Genomic DNA, 19,196 nt, shown 5'->3' on the forward strand with positions numbered 1-19,196 from the left:
ACCCTCCCGATCAGATGATCAGGACGATGGTGCCAGGTCAGTCGGCGAACGCGGCCGCCTGCGACCGGTAGAGCCGCGCGTAACGGCCGTTCCGGTCCAGCAACGCCCGGTGCGAGCCGAGTTCCGCGACTCCGCCGTCGGCGAGCACCACGATCAGGTCCGCCGATCTGACGGTGGAGAAGCGGTGCGTGACGAGGATCGTGATCATGCCGTTCGCGCCGTCGGTGGCCCTGGTCATGCTGTCGAAGAGGGCGTCCTCGGTGAACGCGTCCAGCGACGCGGTCGGTTCGTCGAGGAACCGCACGAGCGGGGTGGTCCTGGCCAGGCCGCGGGCGAGCGCGATCCGTTGCCACTGGCCAGTGGAGAGGTCGGTGCCGCCCCAGGACGTGCCGAGCTGGGCGTCCTGGTCCAGCACGTCGGCGCTCGCCCTGGTGATCGCCCTGCGGACGTGCCCGGTGTCGTCGAGGTGTTCGAGGTCGCCCACGCCCACCGCCTGCTGGACGGTGAACTCGAAGCGGGCGAAGTCCTGGAACGCCGCCGCGAGCCTGGCGCGCCACTCGTGGACGTCCAGGTCGGCGAGGTCCACACCGTCGACCGTGATCCGGCCCTCGGTGGGCTCGTACATCCTGGTCAGGAGCTTGACGAGGGTGGTCTTGCCGGCCCCGTTCGCACCGACCACGGCCAGCGCCGCACCGGCCGGGATGGTCAGCGAGACGTCGCGCAACACCCACTTGTCCGTGCCGGGATAGCGGAAGGACACGTTCTCCAGCCGGATGCCCTCGACGATCTGCTCCGGTGCTCCTCCGGCACCGGTAGCGGTGTGGGCGTGATCGGCGAGCCAGAGGAAACGGCTGACGGTGTGCAGGGTGCGGCCGAAACCCGCGACGGCCTGGATCGGCCAGATCACCGCGGTCTGCACCTGCTGCCCGAGGTAGATCGCCAGCACCACGTCACCGAGCGCCGACCTGCCCTGGATCGCCTGGTGCAGCACGAAACCGACGGCGGCGATCACGCCGATCACGTAGAGGACCTGCTGGGCGAGCGAGAGGAGCGCGACCTTGCGTTCGGCGTGCTCGATCGGCCGGCGCTGGGCGTTCCAGAGCGTGCCGATGCGGCGTTCGAGGTTGTCCGCGAGCCCGAAGAGCCGGATCTCCACGGCGGCGTCCCGGTCCTGGGCGACGGTGCGCAGGTGCCGGGCCGTGCGGCCGGGCAACGCCGACTGGTCTTCCGCCTGCGCCCGCCACCGTTGCTGGGCCTTCGTGATCAGCAGGGCGGGCAACGCGAGCAGCACCAGCAGGAGCATCGCGGGGTGCGCGACGACCAGCAGCACGAGGACCGTGAGGCCCGCGCAGATCGCCTTGATCGTCACGGCGAGGGCGCTCATCGAGTTGCCGAGCTGGCCTTGTCGTTGCCGCAGGATCTCGAGCTGGTCCTGGTACTCGGCGCGCTCGAAGTGTTCGAGGGTGGGCAGTTCGGCGGACAGGCGCGCGATCTTGGTGTCGAACGCGTGCGCGACCTTCTCCCCCAGCACCATCCGCCACTGGCTGGCCGACAGGTCGAGCTGCCAGCCGAGTCCCGCGCCGAGCACGAGCGCGGCGACACCGGTCACGACCTGGCGGGTGTCGTTCTGGACGACGCCGTTGGTGAGCATCGCCAGCCACAGCCCGGACAGCAGCACGAGGGTGTTGCCGAACGGCTCGGCGATCATCGCGAGGGTCAGCCTGCGGTCCACCCGCCACGCCATCGCGACCAGGACGCGGATCTCACGCATGACTCACCTCCGCGAACCGTTCTGCCTGCAGGGAGTACATCGCGGCGTACTGCCCGTTCGCCGCCATCAGTTCGGCGTGGGTGCCGTCCTCGGCGATGCGGCCGTCCGCGATGACGACGATGCGGTCGGCGTGTTTCACCGACGCCAGCCGGTGCGACACGAGGACGGTGGTGATCTCGCCGGCCAGTTCGCTGAAGCGGGCGAAGAGTTCTTCCTCGGCCAGCACGTCGAGGTTGGCGCTGGGTTCGTCCATGATCAGGATGCCGGACTCGACCGCTCGGAGCGCCCTGGCCAGCGCGACCTTCTGCCACTGGCCGCCGGAGAGGTCGCGGCCGTCCGGGTGCGAGGACGACAGGACCGTGTCCCAGCCGTGCGGGAGGTCGTCGAGCAGGCCCGCGCCGCCCGCGCGTTCCAGTGCTTCTTCGACACCTCCCTCGCCGAAGCCGATGTTGTCCTTCAGCGAGAGTTCGAAGCGGGTGAACCGTTGCACGATCGCGCTGACCTTGCCGGGCATGGTGATCTCGCCGCTGTCCGGCTGGTAGATGCCGCACAACAGGTTGACGAGCGTGCTCTTGCCCGCGCCGTTCTCGCCGACGATCGCCAGCGACTGTCCTTTCGGGACCGCGAGGTCGATCCCCTTCAGGACCGGCTTTCCCGCGTATCCGAAGTGGACGTTCCTGAGCTGGATGGCTTGCGCGGTCACCTGCGGTCGAGTCGGGGCCGCGGTGAGGCGATGAGCGAGTGTCCGAGCCAGTTCCGCGACCTTGCGGGCTCGGGCCAGCGGGATCTCGGCACCGAACACGTAACCGAGCGCGCTCGTGGACAGCACCGCCTGGGAGTAGACGAGGATCTCCGCCGGTGTGGTGGTCGCCTGGGCGATCGCGGTGAGAACGACGAGATGGGCCAGCAGCACTCCGCCGGTCGCGGCGAACACCGTGCGCATGCCCAGCTTCCGTCCGGCCCACACGACCTCCAGCGCGCCGAGGTAGGAGTCGCGGTACAGCGGCACCAGCCACCCGGCCAGGCCGAACACGCGGATCTCCTTGGCGGCGGGGCTGTCCACGGCGAGGCCGCGCAGGTAGCGGGCGCGGCGCATCGCGCTCTCGCCCTGCTGCGCGCCGAGGGTCATGCCGTGGTCGAGCCACTTCCGCACGCCGAAGCTCAGGCCGCGCCAGCCCAGGAACATGACGATCGGCGCCCACCAGGCGAACGTCGCCAGCACCACGGCGGCGCCGACGCCGGTCGCGCGTTGCCGGAGCAGTTCCTTGAGGGCGGTGACGGTGCCGACGAAGCCGTCGACGCGTTCGAACTCGGCCAGCGCGCCGAGTTCCTTCGTGGTCTCGGGGTCGGCCAGGTTCGTGGCGCTCGTGCGGAGGGTGGCGCAGGCGACCGTCTGGTGGACGGCCTGGGCGAACCTGCCGTCGAGAACGGCGGCTTCGTGGTCCAGGACCGCGGAGAGCACGGTGCCGACGAGGAGTGCGGTGCCGAACAGGGCGAGGCCGAGGGTGGCCTGCGCGGGATCGTCCGCGAGTCCGGCGACGAGCACGCCCGACGCGGCGATGGCGGCGGCCGGGGCGAGGCCCTGCAGCACCGCCAGCACGCAGAACAGGACGAACCGCCAGCGACCGGCTTGCCAGAGCAACGTCTTCACGCCGACACCTCCTCACGCACGACGCGGGCCATCAGGTCTGCCAGGTGCGCCACGACGGCGGCCGTCCAGGCCGCCATGTCCGCCGGCTCGTGGCCGTTCCCCTGCTGCTCCACGTAGCGCTCCGCCCCCAGCCGCTCCACGAAGGCACGCGACTGGCCGACCGGAACCCTGTCGTCTCCCTCGCTGTGCCCGATCATCAGCCGTGGCGCGGCGAAGGGCCGGTGGATCGGACTGCGTTCGCGCAGCTCGTCCGGATCGTCTGCCAGAGCACCGAGTTCGGTCCTGAGCCACTGGCGGTGCAAGCCGGTCGCGGACTCCAGCAAGGCGTTCAGGTCCGTGACCGGCGCCCACACCGCGACGGCGTCCACCAGGTCGGGTGCGGCGGCGAGCAGGGCCAGGTAGGCGCCGTAGCTCTGTCCGTACAGGCACAGCGGCCGGTCGCCGCGCAGTTCGCGCAACCGGGCAATGACGGCCGCGACGTCGGCGCCGCCCCAGTCACCGACCACGACGTCGCGGAACTCGTCCCCGTAGCCTGAGCTGCCGGGGTAGTTCATGCCGATGACGGTCCAGCCCGCGTCGACCAATGCGGCGATCATCGGTTCGTGGATCTGCCTGAGCTGACTGCGCGGGCCGCCGTGCAGGTGCAGCACCACGCCGCCGTGGCCGTTCTCCGGTTCGTAGAGCCATTCCGGCGACTGCGCCGATTCGCGGTGCTGCCAGCGGACGGTGATCTCCTCACGTTGCCGGCCGGGCAGCGCCCGCATTCGTCCACTGTGGATGTTCCAGCGGACGAGCGCGGGTGAGGCGGCCGGCGACTGGTGGCGGCCGAGCAGGTGGCGTTCGTCGGCGGTGAAGGCCAGGTCGGTGGCGATGCCGTGGCCGGGCACCGGCGTTCCGATGATGTGACCATCCCGATCCAGCACCCGGTGGACGTACCGGTGGTCGGTCCAGGCCATCGTGAGCAGCAGGCCGGACGGCGAGACCGCGATTCCCCCGCCTCCCCTGGTGAACCACCGCGTCCGGCCGGTGGCGATGTCCAGCACACCCGGTACTTCGCCCTCTCCCGTCAACGCGACGAGCGGGCCTTCCCCTGCCGCCGACACCGCGTCGAGTTCGATCCGCTCGCCGTCCTGGATCAGCGTCACGCCACGGTCGCTGGTGAAGACCAAGGTGTTCCGGTCCCACGCGGCGACCGAGCGCACCCCCTCGGTGCCGTCGAGGAGCCGGTAGCTGCCGTCGTCAGGGCGATGCGCGCACAGCATCGGGCGGCCGTCGCGCACGACCGCGATCAGGGCTTCCTCGCCGTCGTAGCGCAGAGTGCGTCCGACCACCGGATGCGATGACGTCAACATCCGGCGGTCGGTGTCCAGGAGGCCCAGTTCGCCTCTGCGGCGCAACGCGAGCAGCGTGGGGGCGGCCCAGCCGGCGAGAGACCAGTCGCCGGCCGGGATCCAGTCGGTCGCGGCCAGGTCCGCGCTGCCGTCCGGGTCGACCTCGACGAGACCCACCTCGCCCGGTCGGGTCAGGGCGAGCAGGTCGCCGCCCGGCGAGAGCGGCGTCATGCCGCACCGGCCAGCAAACCTCGCAGTGCCAGGAGATCCTCGGCGACGACGGCGTGCGCGGCGCGTTCCCGCAGCAGTGCTTCCGGTTGTTCGCCGAGGTTGCGCAGGACCGCGTCGACGACGTCCGGCGCACCGCGGCGCATCCGGCTGACCGCGGCGAGGTACCAGCGGGCCGCTTCGGTGGTCGCGCCCGCCGTCAGCCGCCGGTCGGCGAGGCGGAAGCAGACCGCGGAGACGGCTTTCTCGCTCGCCTGGTTCGTGTCGGCCGCGCGGTCGAACAGGTCGAGCAGCCGCGTGGCGACGGCCTCCGCCTCGGTCTCCTCCCCCGCGTCCAGCAGCACCCGCACGAGGTCGGACGCGACGTAGGTGGCGTTGGCGACGTCGTCCGCGATGCCCCACGCCTGCCGGTAGAGGCCCATGGCCTCGGGGGTGCCGCGGCGCAGTTTGGCCAGGTTCGTCAGGAGCTGGACCTGTTGGTCGGCGACGGTGTCGTGGCCTTCCAGCAGCTTCAGCGCGGTCCGCATGCTGGTGACGGCGCCGTCGAAGTCGCGGTCGCGGTAGAGGGCGAGCGCGGCGCCGTTGAACGACGCGGCGACCTGGGTGGCCGGCACGTCCAGTTCGCGGGCGTGCGCGAAGCACCGTGCGGCCGACGAGCGCTCGGCCGGGTCGGGGTCCTTGGCGAGCAGCTGGCCGAGGCTGTAGGCGAGCATCGCCTGTTGCGCCGGTTCGACGTCCCACTTCGCGGCCTGGTCGAGGATCAGGCCGGCCAGCGTGCCCGAGACCCGGCGGCGGTCCGCCACCAGTGCCGCCAGGTAGGCGCTCGCCGCCGTACCGTGCGGGATGTCGTCGGACTGGAGCGCACGCCGGTAGAGGTTGCCCGCGTAGCGCGACAGGACGCGTCCCTGGCCGGCGGCTTCGGCGGCGGCACCGGCGGTGAAGGCTTTGAGCGCCAGCACGGGATCGGTGAGCAGCGCGGCCGTCGAGAGCGGCGCGGACGAGGTCCTGACGACCTCGGCGGCCAGTTCCGGGGTGATCGGCAACGGGCGCGCGACCGGGGTGGCGCAGATGCGCGGACCGTCCCTTGTGGACGTCACGGCGTGGACGAGCTCGTCGTCCCAGCCGTGAGCGGCCTGCCAGGCGCGGAACTCGTTCTCCGGCACCGATCCCCCGGCCAGGCGCAGCATCGCCAGGATCTCGTCGCCTTCGACCGGCACTGCGCCGGGGATGTGCCGGAGCACGGTGACCGATTGCGCTTCCCCGCGCATCAGCCGCATGCGGCACTCCTGCAGGAACCGCACGTCGTCGTGGGTCGGCGCACCGAACAGTTCGACGACCACAGTTCGTTCGCCACCCTCGGCCAGCCACTCACGCACGGCCCTGACCTCGGCGCGCAGCCGTGCCTCGCGTTCGTCGTGGCACCTGAGCAACGCCGTGGTCAGGTCAGCGGGTCCGTCTTCCTTGAGCCACAACGGCCGCCCTGCCGACAGGTAGTAGCGGACCTTCCCGTGGCGTGCCCGCAGGTCGGCCAGCACGCCGGGAATCCACGCGGACTCGACCGACAGCACCGTCACGTTCATGACGTCACCCGGCTCGCCTTGAGCGTCGCGCGGTCCTGCCCGAAGCCGATCGACCGGTACAGCCGGCGCGCGGTGAAGTTCTCCGCCATCACGTTGAGGCGGCAGTCGGCATATCCGGCGGACGCGAGCGCGAGCATGCTGCGTACCAGCAGCGTCTTGCCCAGTCCCGCGCCCCGCTGCCCGGACTCGACCACGAGGTGCCCGATCAGCGGCACGCCCCGGTCCTCCGTCACGGCGATCGCGCCCTTGGTGCCGTCCTCGACGATCCTCAGGCTGGCCTCGTCGACGAGCGGCCCGTACTGGCCGGACACGATCTCCGCGAACACGCCGCGGTCGTGGTCGTCGCCCGGCAGTTCGGTCGTGAACGGCGCGACCCGGTACCCGACCGGCAGCGCCCGTTCGAATGACGCGATCATCTCGCTGTCGAGCTTGAGCCACATCGGCACGATGCGACCGCAGTCCGTGCCGCCGACGTCCCAGAACTCCGGGTGGACCGCGACTATGTCGTTCATCCCGAGCCCTCGCAGGTACACAAGCACTTCGGCCAGGTGTTCCACGGACGCCGGATCATCGCGCTGCGGCAGGCATTCCGTGACGTACGTGAGGCCTTCAGCGGGCCTCACCACGCACTGGAACACCGTCTCGCCGTTGCGCTTGGTGATGACGCGCCGGTGGGAGCCCCAGTCCACGACCATCTCGTGGACCAGGAGGTCGGTGAGGTTCACGGTCGCTCCTCGAGTCGCAGGGTCAGTGGCGAACGGGCGACGTGGCCCGCGAGCCGAAGCCGGAACGCGTGCACGCCGGTGTAGCCGCGCATGTAGTCGGGCCGGGGCACGCCGAGCCCTTCCGGTGCCCACTTGACGGCGAACCCGTCCCGGAACCGCAGCGCGTCGAGCTTGCGTCCGATGTGGACGGCGCCCTCGTGGAACTCCTCGTGCTCCGCCGCCAGGTCGAGCAGGAAGTCCCCGTCCCCCGCCAGCCCGTGGCACCGGCACGTGCTCCCGAACGGCCGCGCGGTCGTGATCGCCCGGCCCGCCGCGATCGCGCCTCGGGTCAGGTCGTCGTCTCCGGTGTGTCGTGCCAGTGCGTGCAGCAGGATCCCCACCCCCGCCGCGCCGTTGCACCAATGCGACCAGACGGTGTCGCTGTTCGGCTTGTGCGGCCAGGACAGGCCTTTCGCCGCGGGAACCGCGTGGCTCAGCAGCGCACGCCCGGTGGCGACGGCCAGGTCGACCGCCACCGGATCGTCCACGGCGAGTCCGGCGTGCAGGAGGAAGTACGCGACACCCGCGCTGCCGTGCGCGAACCCGTGGAACGCCGAGCCGTTGTTCGGCCAGGCGGGAATGCCGTCCTTCGTCGACACCCCGGCGAGGATCTTCACGATGATCTTCGAGACCTCGTCCGCACCTTCGCCCGTGGCGCGCAGCAACGCCGTTCTCGCCAGCCCGACGCCCGCCCAGCCGTGGGTGATGTCCCAGCCGCGGACGTCGATCGCCGCGAGCTCGTCGGCGAACCTCAGTGCTTCGTGACGCCACAGGTCAGGTGCGTGACCGGCCTGCGCCAGGTCGGCCATGAGCCACGGGAGTGAGCCGAGGCCGAAGTACAGGCCCGGCGGAGTCTGGCCCGGCACGACGGGGTTGTTCTCGACGGTCCAGGTCAGGAGCTTGTCCGTGTGGTCGAGCCACGTCTTGTCGCCGGTGGCTTCCCACAGGTCGAGGTAGAAGCGGGCGATGCCGGCCGTGCCCGCCATGAACGAGGCCGGGTGCATCGAGCCGGGAGCCCAGCGCTGGGGCCACGGCCAGGGATGCCGATCCCATTCGGCGAGGCGGACGAGCTCCTCACCGGCCTCGACCGCTTCCTCGACCGCCGAGTCCACGACAGGCGCCGCCGCCACGGCACCCAACCGGGTGCGAATCTCGTCCAACGCGGCCGCGCCCAGCCCGGCAGGCGCGAAAGCGTCCAACACCGCCGACAGGTGCGAGCCGTAGTCGACATCTCGTCCCAGAAAAGGATCGATACCGGTAAGCACGTAGTGCCCGATCGCGGCCAGCGCGTACTCCGTGTCCGCTGCCCAAGGCGCAGCAGCCGGCACGTACCCCGGCGTGTGCGCGACGAACGGAGGCTCCGGCGAGTCGACGAGCCCGGCGTGCTCCAGATCGATCACGGCCAGCCGGGCCCCGTCGACCATGATGTTGTTCGGCGTCAGGTCGAGCAGCCGGATCCCGCGCGCCTCGACCGCAGAGACCAGCCGCCGCACCCCGTCCAGCAGCTCCAGCAACGAGGCAGGCGACACCTCGGAGCGGTAGTTCCGGCGCTCCACCTCGGCCCGCAACGTCCGTCCCGGCAGGAACTCCTGCACGAGGTACGCGTTGTCCTCCTGGTGGAAGAACGCCAACGGCTCCGGCGCCAGCCCCGACCCGCTCAACGCCCGCAGCAGCTGCCACTCGTTGCGCAGAGCGGTGCGCGAGTCCCGGCCGAGCCGGTCAGGCGTGGTCCCGATCCGGGCTTCCTTCAGCACGGCCGGCACGCCCCGGTGCAGGACTCGGAACACGCCACCCTTCACCGACTGCCGCAGCACGCCCTGCACGACGATCTCGCGCCCGAACAGCCCGCTGCCGGGCCGTTGCAGGAACGCCCGCGGCCGCGTGGGCACCAGGTCGTCGATCCAGTCCGGCGCGGCCACGCCCGGCGCGCGCCGATCTTCCACGCGACGGCCGGACGGGTCGACGAGCACGTACTTCAGGCTCTGCTCGACAGGGTCGAAGACGCTCTGCCCGACGAACGCGCCGTAGCGGAGGTAGACGTTGCTGTGCGGCCGGAACCGGCGGTCGGACGGAACGACGGGCGCGTCGAACTCGCGGGTGACCGCGTCCAGCGACGCCGCGAGCGACTCGACGTCCGACTCCGGGTAGATGGTGATGAACTTGCCCGACTGGGTCAGCGGGGAGGGCGGCGAGCTGAGGTCCATCAGCTTGTCGACGGACCGCGCGGCCTTCCAGCGCAGTGACAGCGGAACGACGACGGCGGCCACCCGGCGCAGCACCTCGGCGGCGTGCCGGGGCGAGGCGCTCACGTGGATCTTCCAGCCCTGGCGGCGGGCCGGACGGTCGGCCACCGGGTCGAAGTGCCACCAGAACGGCTCACCGCGCACGGTGTAGGTATCGGCGCAGGCGGCGGCGATCTCGCCGGCCTCGCGCCGGATCGGGTCCGGGGCAACGCGTCGTCGCATGACATTCACCTGCCTGAGAAGGGACTTGCGGTGGGCCGCCCGAAGGCGGCCCACCGCACTACCGGAGATCCGGTCAGTTCTGGCTCGACGTCCAGGAGCAGAGCGTGCAGAGGGAGTTGTCCTCCATCAGCAGCGCGTCGTCCTCGAAGCCCATGGTCAGCAGGTCGGTCGCGTCGACGATCTTCTCCATCGGAATGCACCTCCGTGTAGTGGTTCTCGGTGTTTCAGGCCCCGTTGCGGCCTGACACAAATCTGCCGTCCACCAGCGAAAACCTCATCCGTGGCGGCCACCACCATTCGGAAACCGCAGCTCTGAGCCACTACGGGGAGAGGTGCGACCGGCATGCGCTCAAGCGATTCGCGAGCGGCATGGGTGAGCATGCGTAATGGCCCATGCGCAACGGCCGGCCAATGGTGGTGTTCTACACCCATGACCCGCCGGTAGCGCCCTGGCACGCTTCGTCTCATGGAGATCGCCTGCCGCGCCACACCCGCTCCCACGGACGTGTTCGCGCACGTCGTGGAGCCTTGGGTGGCCGCGGCGAGCGCCCGTCTGCACGCCGCTCTGGACGCACTGCCCGAGCACGCCGTTGATCCGTCCGCACTGGTCGCCTCGTGCGCCGGGCTCCTCACCACCCGGCTCACCCGCCTCGCGGCGCCGGCTCTCGTGCACGAGATGGGGCAGGCGGACGACCTCAAGGGAGCGGACGAGCACGAGCGGTTCCAGGACTTCCTCACCCGTGCCCACTTCGAGCACTACCCCGTGCTCGTCCGGGAGCTGGACGGGGAACGCGACACCGCGGTCGAGGTCATCACCGAGCTCGCCACGCGCTATGCCGCCGACCAGGACCGCCTGACCGGCACGCTGCTCGACACGAAGTCCGCGCTCGTCGCGGCCCGTCCCGGCGGAGATCGGCACCGGGGCGGACGGGCGACGACGGTCCTGGAGCTCGCGGACGGGCAGCGGCTGGTCTACAAGCCGCGCGGCGTCGACGCCCACCTCGCGCTCACGCACGTCGTCGAGCTGGTGAACGACCTGGTGGACCTCGGTCTCGCGACCGTCAAGGCGGTGCCGGGCGACGGCTACGGCTGGACCGAGCACGTCGAGCCGGCTCCACTGCCCTGCGCCGACGCCACGGCGTACTACCTGCGACTTGGTGGCCTGCTCGCGGTGCTGCACCTGCTGCGCGCCACGGACATGCACCACCAGAACGTGATCACCCGCGTGGACCAGCCGCTGCTGATCGACGTGGAGACCCTCTTCCAGGCCCAGCTGCCCGGTGAACGACCCGATCCCGCCGTCGTCGCACTCGGCCGTTCGGTCGCCCGCACCGGCCTCCTGCCCGCCGTCGCCGGACGGCACGGGCTCGTGGACATCTCCGGCGTCGGCGGCGACGCCGGGCAGGAGACCTCCAGCGCCACAACCGAATGGCTCGACGCCGGCACCGACCGGATGCGCGCGGTCCTCAGGCCCGAGTTCGTGATCGGCGCCGCCAACCGCCCGACGTGGCAGGGCCAGGCCGTCGAGGCCGCCGACCACGCGGACGCCGTGCTGTCCGGGTTCCGGCAGACCTACGACGCGATCTCCTTGCACAGCGCGGAGTTCGCCGCCCTGCTGGCCGGATGCGCCTCCGTGCCGGTGCGAATCGTGCCCCGGCCGACGGCCCAGTACGCCGGACTCCTCGCCGCCGCCCGCGGACCGGAGTTCCTGCGCGACGCAGGTGTCCGGCTCGCCGCGTTCACGACGGCCTGCGCGACGGACTTCCTGCCCGGTCTGGCCGAACTCGAGGCGACTGAGCTGGACACGGGCGACGTCCCGTTGTTCACGACTCGCGCGGACGGCCACGACCTGGTGTCCGCCAAGGGAAAGCTTCCCGGTGTGCTCGCCACGTCCGGGCTGGAGGACGCGCTCGCGTGCCTGTCCGAGTTCGACGAGTTCGACCGCGACGACCAGGAGTGGGTGATCGCCGCGGCACTGGCGACCCGCCGTGTCGCGGTCACCGGAGCGGGGCCGGGCAAGGTGCGGCAGCACGCCGTCGGCACGGACGAGGTGCTGTCCGCGGCCTGCGCGATCGCCGACCGGATCGTGACGACCAGCTACGGCACCGAGCGGATCAACTGGATCGGTCTCGAACCCGTGGGCGACACGCGGTGGCTGGTGCTGCCGATGGGCGCCGGACTCGCGCACGGCTACACGGGCGTGGCGCTGTTCCTGGCCCAGCTCGGCCGGATCAGCGAGGTCTGCCGCTACACCGACGTCGCACGCCGTGCGCTCGCGACGGTGCCGGACCTGCTGGCCGCGCTCAGGGGCAACGACGACCTCATCGCCGCGGTCGGCTCCGGCGGCCTGACCGGGTTCGCCGGAATCGGTTACGGGCTCGCCAGAATCGCCACGCTGCTGGACGACGACGAGGTCGCTCGCTGGGCCCGCACGACCGTTCGGCTGGCAAGTGCCGCGGCGGAGTTCGAACCGGAACACGGCCTGGCGGCGGCGATGCGGGCGCTGGACGCGGAGATCGGCTGCTCCGACGCACGTGAGCTGGCCGAGCGGTACCCGGACGGACCGACCGGCCCCGACCAGTGGTGCCAGCACGATGCTTCCAAATGGACGGACGACGACTTGTCCTTGTGCCACGGGGAACTCGGCCATGCGGACGTGTCGGTGACCGGCTGGTCCGCCGCGACCCGGCACCGCCGTACGGGCGAAGTGCTGGCCACGTTGCGCCGCGACGGTCCCCGCTGCGTCACCCCGGACCGCGTGCCCACCCCAGGACTCCTCACCGGACTCGCCGGGCTCGGGATGGGCCTGCTGCGCCTGGGATTCCCGGAACGGACGCCGTCCGTCCTGCGTTTCGAAGCAGGGAACTGATCTTCCCCGTCGATCGGGGTAGCGCAGGAAACCGTTACTCACCAACAGGAGAAGCAATGAGATTGCCGGAGACCCACGACCAGTCCGCCTCGGTTCGCGCCACCACCAGGAAGATCGGCCTGCGGATCGCCGCGCTGACCGGCGTCGTTCTCTCCGCCGGCGTCATCGCCGCAGGTCCGAGCGCCGCGGCGCCGACCAGCGCCGACGTCGTGCTCGACTCCGTCGTGTCCGTCAACGGTGGTGGGAACGGTTCCACTTGTTGCCGTCCGGAAAACTGACGCCCGATTTCTGACCGTATGTCACCGTTGTGTGGCAGGTCGTGATCTCATGTGCAAGTGGCATTACGTGCACCAGTCGTCGTCGGTCGTGACCATGAGCTGGGACTGATCAGGACGACGTTGGCGAAAGTCGCTACGGGGAGGGGTCAGGTCGTATTCCTGACCGGTGAAGCCGGGATCGGCAAATCCCGGCTCGCCACCGCCGCGACAGACCTCGCGTACCAGAGCGGGATGAGCATCATGCGCGGCCGCGGCAGCGCCATGAGCCGCACGATCCCGTTCCGCTGTTTGAGCGAAGCGTTGCTGTCGTTGCAACGCCTGGGCACCACCGTCGACATCGACGAGCTGGGCCCCTACCGTCCGGCACTCGCCCGCCTCAACCCCGACTGGGGCGCCCCGGCCGACGACGCGTCGAGCAGCTCACTGATCGTGCTCGCCGAGGGCGTGCTCCGGCTGACCGAACTCGTGGGCCGCGACGGCGGATGTGCGGTCGTCATCGACGATCTGCAGTACGCCGACCCGGATACGTTGGCAGTGCTCGAGTACGTCATCGACAACATCTCGCACCAGCCCACGTTGCTGCTCGCGACCATGCGCGACGACGACAGCGCGGCGCTGGAGTTCGCCCGCGCCACCAGCAAACGCGACTCCGCCACGCTCATCGAGCTCCGGCGTTTCAAGCACGAGCAGGTGTCGGCGCTCGCGGGCGCGTGCCTGGAGGGCGCCTTGCCCGCGCCCACACTGGATCTGCTGTGGGCGGGCAGCGGCGGGCTTCCGCTGTTCGTGGAGGAACTGCTCGACGAGATCGTCTCGGACGGGCACCTCGTGCGGACCGGGGACGTCTGGTGCATGGGCGAGGCCGGAGTGCCGCCGTCCGCGTTGGTGCACAGCGTGGCCGGCCGGTTCGGCCGCCTGAACGACCAGGCGCGCGAGTTCGTGTCGGTCGCGGCCGTGATCGGGCTCAGGTTCCCGCTGACCGTCGTCCGCGAGGTCACCGGCCTCGACTACCGCACACTGCTGCGCCACCTGCAGAGCGAACCCGTCGCGCACCTGATCGGCCCCGACGACCACACCCCCGACTGGTACCTCTTCACGCACGCGCTGGTCGCCGACGCGGTCCTGACCCTGATCCCCGAGGACGTCCAGTCGTCCCTGGCCCGGCGCGCGGCCGACGCCGTCGAGAAGCGCTACCCCGGCGTGCCCGGCGACTGGTGCCACCTCTGCGCGACGCTGCGGGAGTCGGCCGGCCAGACCGCCGAGGCCGGTGCGCTCTACGCCGAAGCCGGACGACGAGCACTGGCCCAGGGCGCCGCGCAGTCGGCCGTCACGTTGCTGGAACGCTCGCTGGAACTCGTCGAGGACCCCGTCCAGCGCTTCGAGGCGCTCGAAGCCCAGTTGCTGGCGCTGACCGAGGCCGGACAGGTCGACCGCGCGCTGGCCATGAGCTTCGACAGCTCGGGCCTCGACCGCCCGCACCGCGCCCGCCTGCACACGCAGCTGGCGTGGGCGGCGAACCTGGCCGGCCGCACGTCCGACGGCCTCGCCCAGGTGGAGATCGCGCGGGCGTTGCTGGGTGACGCCCCTCCCGAGGAGTGCGCGCCCGTGGACGTCGTGGCCGCCCACCTGGAACTGGACCGCGCCGAACAGGGCAGCCTCGAACGCGCCGAGGAGACCGCGCTGCGTGCCGCGACCGTGGCCGAACGCGTCCCGCTCCCGGTCGTCGCCTGCCAGGCGTGGCAACTTCTCGGTGCGCTGACCCGCCGTCGCGACCCGGCCCGCGCGACGGCGTACCTGGAACGCAGCCGCGCCTTCGCGATCGCGCACGACCTGCCGATCTGGGAGATCCACGCCCTCGTGCGCCTGGGCCTCGACGACGCCCTGCGCTCCGGCGACCTCGGCCGCCTCGAACAGGCCCGCGACCTGGCGTCCCGGATCGGCGCGGTGATCGCCCGCTACCAGTCCGAGGTCAACATCGGCCTGCAACTCGTGCTGCGCGCCGACTTCGCCGCCGCCTCCCTGGTCGTCGACGACGTCTCCTCCGCCGCGAAACGACTGGGACTGCAGGAGATCAGCCAGTTCATGTCGGTGCTGCGAGCCGTGCTGGCGGGCCACCGCGGCGACCGGACGACGTTGACCGAAGCCTGGTCCGTGCTGTCCGAGCCGGGCGGCGAACAACACACCGCGCGCCTGCACGGTCTCGCGGCGACGTTCTGCTCGCTCCTCGAAGAGGACAGACCGAGGGCGCGGGCCGATCTCGCACTGGCGTTGGCCGCCGAACGCGCCACCCCCACGACCTACCACCTGACCGGCCGCCTGGGCCTCTCCCTGTTGCTCAGAGCCGTGGACGGCGATCTGACCAGAGCCGAGTACGACGAGGTCGTCGCCGACCCGGCCGCGGGCCTACGCTGGGACCACCACTTCGCTCTGCTGGCCTCCGCCGTGCTGGCCGGTGCCGAAGGCGACAAGGACGCCGCCCTGGCCCAGGTCCAGGACAGCGGCGACGTCGGCCACCCCTACCCGATGGCCCGCCACCTGGGCCTGCGACTCGTCAGCGAGGCCGCCGCCCGCGACGGCTGGGGCGACCCGGAAACCTGGCTGCGCGCCGCCGAACACCACTTCCACGACGCCGGCATCGCCGCCGTGGCCGGAGCCTGCCGCGCCCAGCTGCGACTGATGGGCGTGCGGGTGACGCAGCGCCGCTCCGGCGCCGACGAGGTGCCCGACGAGCTGCGGCTGGCCGGCGTGACCGTCCGCGAGTACGAGGTGCTGCGGCTGCTCGGGGTCCGGTTGGCCAACAACGAGATCGCCGCGCAGCTGCACCTGTCGCGGCGGACCGTCGAGAAGCACGTGTCGAGCCTGCTCACGAAGACGGGGCTGACCAACAGGCACGCGCTGGGCAAGCTCGCCACCGAGCAGTCGGACTAGTTCGCGGCGAGGTCCATCCGGAGGAACTCCTTGATGCGGAGCGATTTCGGCGGACGTTTCACGTCGTCGGCCAGTGCCGCGAACGCCTCCGCCTCACCGACCACGCGCGGTGCGGTCAGTTCGAGCTCCTCGCCGTCGACCGTCAACCGCGCGCGACCGGACGCCATGACGTTGCGGACCCAGTCCGAGTTCGATCCGTAGACCAGGACGACCAGGTAGCCGCCGTCGACCGGGTGCGCCTCCATCGGCGTGCGGTAGGGCATTCCCGAGCTGCGGCCCACGTGGGTGAGCACCGCCCACTTGCCGCTCTTGATCGCGCGCGGGTTGAACACGCGTTTGTTGATGTGGCCCCACCATCTGGGCATAGGCATGTCGGACTCCTCTCCAGGACTCAAGACGCGGACCGCAGGCGATCTGTTGAAGTAGCGTGCGCGCGTGGAGATCACTGACGACCGGGACTTCCCCGCCGCACTGGCCGCACTGAGCGGCATCGACTTCCCCTGGGAGTACGACGAGAAGGCCGACGAGCCCTCGCCGGGAAACATGGACTACGAGCCTTACCAGGAGTTCGACTCCGCCGAGGAGACGACCGACTGGATTCGGTCGTGGACCGGCAACGAAGAGCTGGACGGGGACGCGTTCCGGCCGTTCGGGCAGGACGGCACCGGCGGACTGGCCGTGCTGTGGCTGGTGAGGGAAGGGCCGCTGGCCGCGCAGCCCGTCGTGTTCTTCGGGTCGGAGGGTGAGGTCGGGCCCGTCGCGACGAGCCTGGGCGAGTTCCTGTGGTTGCTCGCGGGTGGTGTGGGACCGCAGGAGGCCGTCGAGTTCGGGTCGGACACCGGTGTGCCGAACGCCGAACTGCGTGCCGTCGCGGAGAAGTACTCCGGGATCGAGCCGCGCACACCGGCCGAGGTGCTCGCCAAGGCACGGGCGGAGTTCCCCGATTTCGCGGAGACCGTGCAGTCCTGGTGTCGTTAGGGCTGGCGAGGGGAACCGGTACTGGTTCCGGTTCCCCGATGGTCTATACCACTTTGTGAACGCGGGTTACGCTCGGCGAACCCTGTTGTGCCGCAAGGTAAACAGGACCTCGTCCTCCGGAGGTCTGCCCTGTGAGAAAGTTCCTCGCGGCCGCACTACTGCTCAGTGCCGCCGTCATCCCCACCGGTACGGCCGCCGCGGCCGACCCGATCTACAAGGACCCGGCGCAGCCGATTCCGGCGCGGGTCGCCGACCTGCTAGGCCGCATGTCGCTCGACGAGAAGGTCGGGCAGATGACGCAGGCCGAGCGCAACTCGGTCAGCACCGCCGACCTGACGAACTTCCGGATCGGGTCGCTGCTGTCCGGTGGCGGTTCCGCGCCGTCACCGAACAACGCCACGTCGTGGGCGAACATGTACGACAACTTCCAGCGCGCGGCGATCGCGACGCCGCTGGGCATTCCGATGATCTACGGCGTCGACGCCGTGCACGGCCACAACAACGTCGTCGGCGCCACGATCTTCCCGCACAACATCGGCCTGGGCGCGACGCGCGACCCTGCGCTGGTGCAGCGGATCGGGCGCGCCACGGCCGAGGAGGTGTCGGGCACCGGCATCGACTGGGACTTCGCACCGTGCCTGTGCGTCGCGCGCAACGACCGCTGGGGCCGCACCTACGAGTCGTTCGGTGAGACGCCGCAGGACGCCACGTCGATGACGACGATGATCACCGGACTGCAGGGCTCGAAGCTGTCGGACTCCGGTTCGGTGCTCGCCACGGCCAAGCACTACATCGGCGACGGCGGCACGACCAACGGCACCGACCAGGGCAACACGCAGGTCAGCGAGGCCGAGCTGCGCGCGACGCACCTGCCGCCGTTCCGCGACGCCATCGCCAAGGGCGTCGGTTCGGTGATGATCACCTACAGCAGCTGGAACGGCACGAAGCTGCACGGCCACAAGTACCTGATCACCGACGTGCTGAAGAACGAGCTCGGCTTCAGCGGCCTCGTCGTGTCGGACTGGAACGCGATCGACCAGATCGACGGTCAGACCGGCTTCACCGCCGCCGAGGTGCGCGACTCGATCAACGCCGGCCTCGACATGATCATGGTGCCGACCGCGTGGCGCCAGTTCATCACCTACCTCAAGCAGGAGGTGCAGGCGGGCCGCGTGCCGATGTCGCGCATCGACGACGCCAACCGCCGCATCCTCACCAAGAAGTTCGAGCTCGGCCTGTTCGAGAAACCGCTGACCGACCGCGCCTACACGCCGACCGTCGGCAACGCCGCGCACCGCGCGCTGGCCCGTGAGGCCGTGCGCAAGTCGCAGGTGCTGCTGAAGAACCAGAACGGTGTGCTGCCGCTGCCCAAGACCGCGTCGAAGATCTTCGTGGCGGGCAAGAGCGCGGACAACATCGGCTACCAGAGCGGCGGCTGGACGATCTCCTGGCAGGGCGGCAGCGGCGCGGTGACGCCGGGAACCACTGTGCTGCAGGGCATCCGCTCGGCCGTGTCGACCTCGACCACGGTGACGTACAACCGCAACGGCACCGGCGTCGACGGCACGTACCAGGCCGCGATCGCCGTCGTCGGCGAGACCCCGTACACCGAGGGCGCGGGCGACCGGCCCGGCGGCCTGGGTCTCGACGCCGAGGACATCGCGACCCTGAACACGTTGCGCGCCACCGGTGTCCCGGTCGTGGTGGTGCTCGTCTCCGGCCGCCCGCTGGACATCGCGGCGCAGCTGCCGCAGTGGCACTCGCTGGTCGCGGCCTGGCTGCCTGGCACCGAGGGCAACGGCGTCGCGGACGTCCTGTTCGGCGACTACCGGCCGACCGGCACGCTGCCGTTCACGTGGATGCAGAGCGCCTCGCAGCAACCGATCAACGTCGGCGACGGCAAGACACCGCTGTTCCCGTACGGTTTCGGCGCCCAGTTCCCGGCCACGCAGAACGCGTACGCGCTGATCGGCGCCTCGTACTACGACGAGCAGAGCGGCACGCAGGTCGAGCGGTGCACCGACTCGGGCTGCGGGCAGAACGTCGGCTACCTGACGCCGGGCGACTACGTGGCCTACGCGGACGTCGACTTCGGCGCCACTCCCCCGACCTCGGTGACCACGCGGCTCGCGTCCGGTTCCACGGCGAACGGCACCCTGCAGTTCCGTCTGGACAGCCCGACCGGCCCGCTGGTCGCGACCGTCTCGGCGGCGAGCACGGGTGGGTGGCAGACGTGGGCCAGCCGCACGGCCGCGGCGTCCGGCGCCACCGGGGTGCACCGGTTGTACCTGGTGGCGACCGGTGGCACGGGTGGCGACCTGGCGAACGTGAACTGGTTCCAGTTCGCTCGGTAGTC

General features: G+C 70.8%; 12 protein-coding genes and 1 pseudogene. 6 read left to right on the forward strand and 7 right to left on the reverse strand.

All coding sequences use genetic code 11. From position 1 onward, the window contains the following. Window positions 1-37: 37 nt before the first annotated feature. The 6 genes from SK854_RS08450 to SK854_RS08475 are packed head-to-tail and all read right to left on the reverse strand — an operon-like array spanning window position 38 to window position 9,790. Window positions 38-1,771, reverse strand: coding sequence for an ABC transporter ATP-binding protein (locus SK854_RS08450; RefSeq protein ID WP_319974440.1), 1,734 nt, complete (start codon window positions 1,769-1,771; stop codon window positions 38-40). Continuing rightward, complete coding sequence (locus tag SK854_RS08455) at window positions 1,764-3,422, reverse strand: ABC transporter ATP-binding protein (RefSeq protein WP_319974441.1); 1,659 nt, start codon at window positions 3,420-3,422, stop codon at window positions 1,764-1,766. The genes SK854_RS08450 and SK854_RS08455 overlap by 8 nt, the downstream gene beginning before the upstream one ends. Continuing rightward, entirely contained in the window at window positions 3,419-4,984 is a 1,566-nt protein-coding gene (locus SK854_RS08460; RefSeq protein ID WP_319974442.1) for an alpha/beta hydrolase family protein, read from the reverse strand. Before SK854_RS08460 ends, SK854_RS08455 begins: the two co-directional genes overlap by 4 nt. After that, complete coding sequence (locus SK854_RS08465) at window positions 4,981-6,561, reverse strand: hypothetical protein (RefSeq protein WP_319974443.1); 1,581 nt, start codon at window positions 6,559-6,561, stop codon at window positions 4,981-4,983. The genes SK854_RS08460 and SK854_RS08465 overlap by 4 nt, the downstream gene beginning before the upstream one ends. Continuing rightward, window positions 6,558-7,286: a GNAT family N-acetyltransferase gene (locus tag SK854_RS08470; protein WP_319974444.1), complete on the reverse strand. Its 729-nt coding sequence runs from the start codon at window positions 7,284-7,286 to the stop codon at window positions 6,558-6,560. Before SK854_RS08470 ends, SK854_RS08465 begins: the two co-directional genes overlap by 4 nt. Next, window positions 7,283-9,790 carry a class III lanthionine synthetase LanKC N-terminal domain-containing protein gene (locus SK854_RS08475; RefSeq protein ID WP_319974445.1) on the reverse strand — a complete coding sequence of 836 codons (2,508 nt, stop codon included), beginning with the start codon at window positions 9,788-9,790 and terminating at the stop codon, window positions 7,283-7,285. The genes SK854_RS08470 and SK854_RS08475 overlap by 4 nt, the downstream gene beginning before the upstream one ends. 466 nt (window positions 9,791-10,256) lie before the next feature. On the opposite strand from SK854_RS08475, the gene SK854_RS08480 reads away from it, so the two are divergent. Genes SK854_RS08480 through SK854_RS08490 form a run of 3 tightly spaced genes read left to right on the forward strand, consistent with a single transcriptional unit; the run spans window position 10,257 to window position 15,862 of the window. After that, window positions 10,257-12,659: a type 2 lanthipeptide synthetase LanM family protein gene (locus SK854_RS08480; RefSeq protein WP_319974446.1), complete on the forward strand. Its 2,403-nt coding sequence runs from the start codon at window positions 10,257-10,259 to the stop codon at window positions 12,657-12,659. Window positions 12,660-12,715: 56 nt separating this feature from the next. Then, on the forward strand, window positions 12,716-12,937 hold the full coding sequence (locus SK854_RS08485; protein WP_319974447.1) for a hypothetical protein: 222 nt from the start codon (window positions 12,716-12,718) through the stop codon (window positions 12,935-12,937). A gap of 57 nt (window positions 12,938-12,994) precedes the next feature. Next, complete coding sequence (locus SK854_RS08490; RefSeq protein ID WP_319974448.1) at window positions 12,995-15,862, forward strand: ATP-binding protein; 2,868 nt, start codon at window positions 12,995-12,997, stop codon at window positions 15,860-15,862. Here SK854_RS08490 and SK854_RS08495 read toward each other — a convergent pair. Further along, a complete protein-coding gene (locus tag SK854_RS08495) occupies window positions 15,859-16,233 on the reverse strand; it encodes a nitroreductase family deazaflavin-dependent oxidoreductase (protein ID WP_319974449.1) in 375 nt (124 codons plus the stop codon). The two genes, SK854_RS08490 and SK854_RS08495, sit on opposite strands and share 4 nt — an antisense overlap. Window positions 16,234-16,297: 64 nt before the next feature. Here SK854_RS08495 and SK854_RS08500 point away from each other — a divergent pair, with 64 nt between their 5' ends. The 3 genes and pseudogenes from SK854_RS08500 to SK854_RS08510 all read left to right on the forward strand — a co-directional run bounded on the left by SK854_RS08500 (window position 16,298) and on the right by SK854_RS08510 (window position 19,194). Further along, window positions 16,298-16,840, forward strand: coding sequence for an SMI1/KNR4 family protein (locus tag SK854_RS08500; RefSeq protein WP_319974450.1), 543 nt, complete (start codon window positions 16,298-16,300; stop codon window positions 16,838-16,840). A gap of 131 nt (window positions 16,841-16,971) precedes the next feature. Next, window positions 16,972-18,780 (forward strand): annotated as a pseudogene (locus tag SK854_RS08505) (glycoside hydrolase family 3 protein); the annotation flags it as partial. 27 nt (window positions 18,781-18,807) lie between these two features. Continuing rightward, window positions 18,808-19,194 (forward strand): carbohydrate-binding protein, encoded by a 387-nt coding sequence (locus SK854_RS08510; protein ID WP_319974901.1) that lies wholly within the window; start codon window positions 18,808-18,810, stop codon window positions 19,192-19,194. The last annotated feature ends 2 nt before the right edge of the window (window positions 19,195-19,196 follow it).

Source organism: Lentzea sokolovensis, from assembly GCF_033949975.1.
GTDB classification, from domain to species: domain Bacteria; phylum Actinomycetota; class Actinomycetes; order Mycobacteriales; family Pseudonocardiaceae; genus Lentzea; species Lentzea sokolovensis.

Bases quoted from the DNA above. Each gene is read 5' to 3' on its own strand.
- SK854_RS08450 (WP_319974440.1), bottom strand. From the start codon at position 1,771: ATGCGTGAGATCCGCGTCCTGGTCGCGATGGCGTGGCGGGTGGACCGC.
- SK854_RS08460 (WP_319974442.1), bottom strand. From the start codon at position 4,984: ATGACGCCGCTCTCGCCGGGCGGCGACCTGCTCGCCCTGACCCGACCG.
- SK854_RS08465 (WP_319974443.1), bottom strand. From the start codon at position 6,561: ATGAACGTGACGGTGCTGTCGGTCGAGTCCGCGTGGATTCCCGGCGTG.
- SK854_RS08475 (WP_319974445.1), bottom strand. From the start codon at position 9,790: ATGCGACGACGCGTTGCCCCGGACCCGATCCGGCGCGAGGCCGGCGAG.
- SK854_RS08480 (WP_319974446.1), top strand. From the start codon at position 10,257: ATGGAGATCGCCTGCCGCGCCACACCCGCTCCCACGGACGTGTTCGCG.
- SK854_RS08485 (WP_319974447.1), top strand. From the start codon at position 12,716: ATGAGATTGCCGGAGACCCACGACCAGTCCGCCTCGGTTCGCGCCACC.
- SK854_RS08495 (WP_319974449.1), bottom strand. From the start codon at position 16,233: ATGCCTATGCCCAGATGGTGGGGCCACATCAACAAACGCGTGTTCAAC.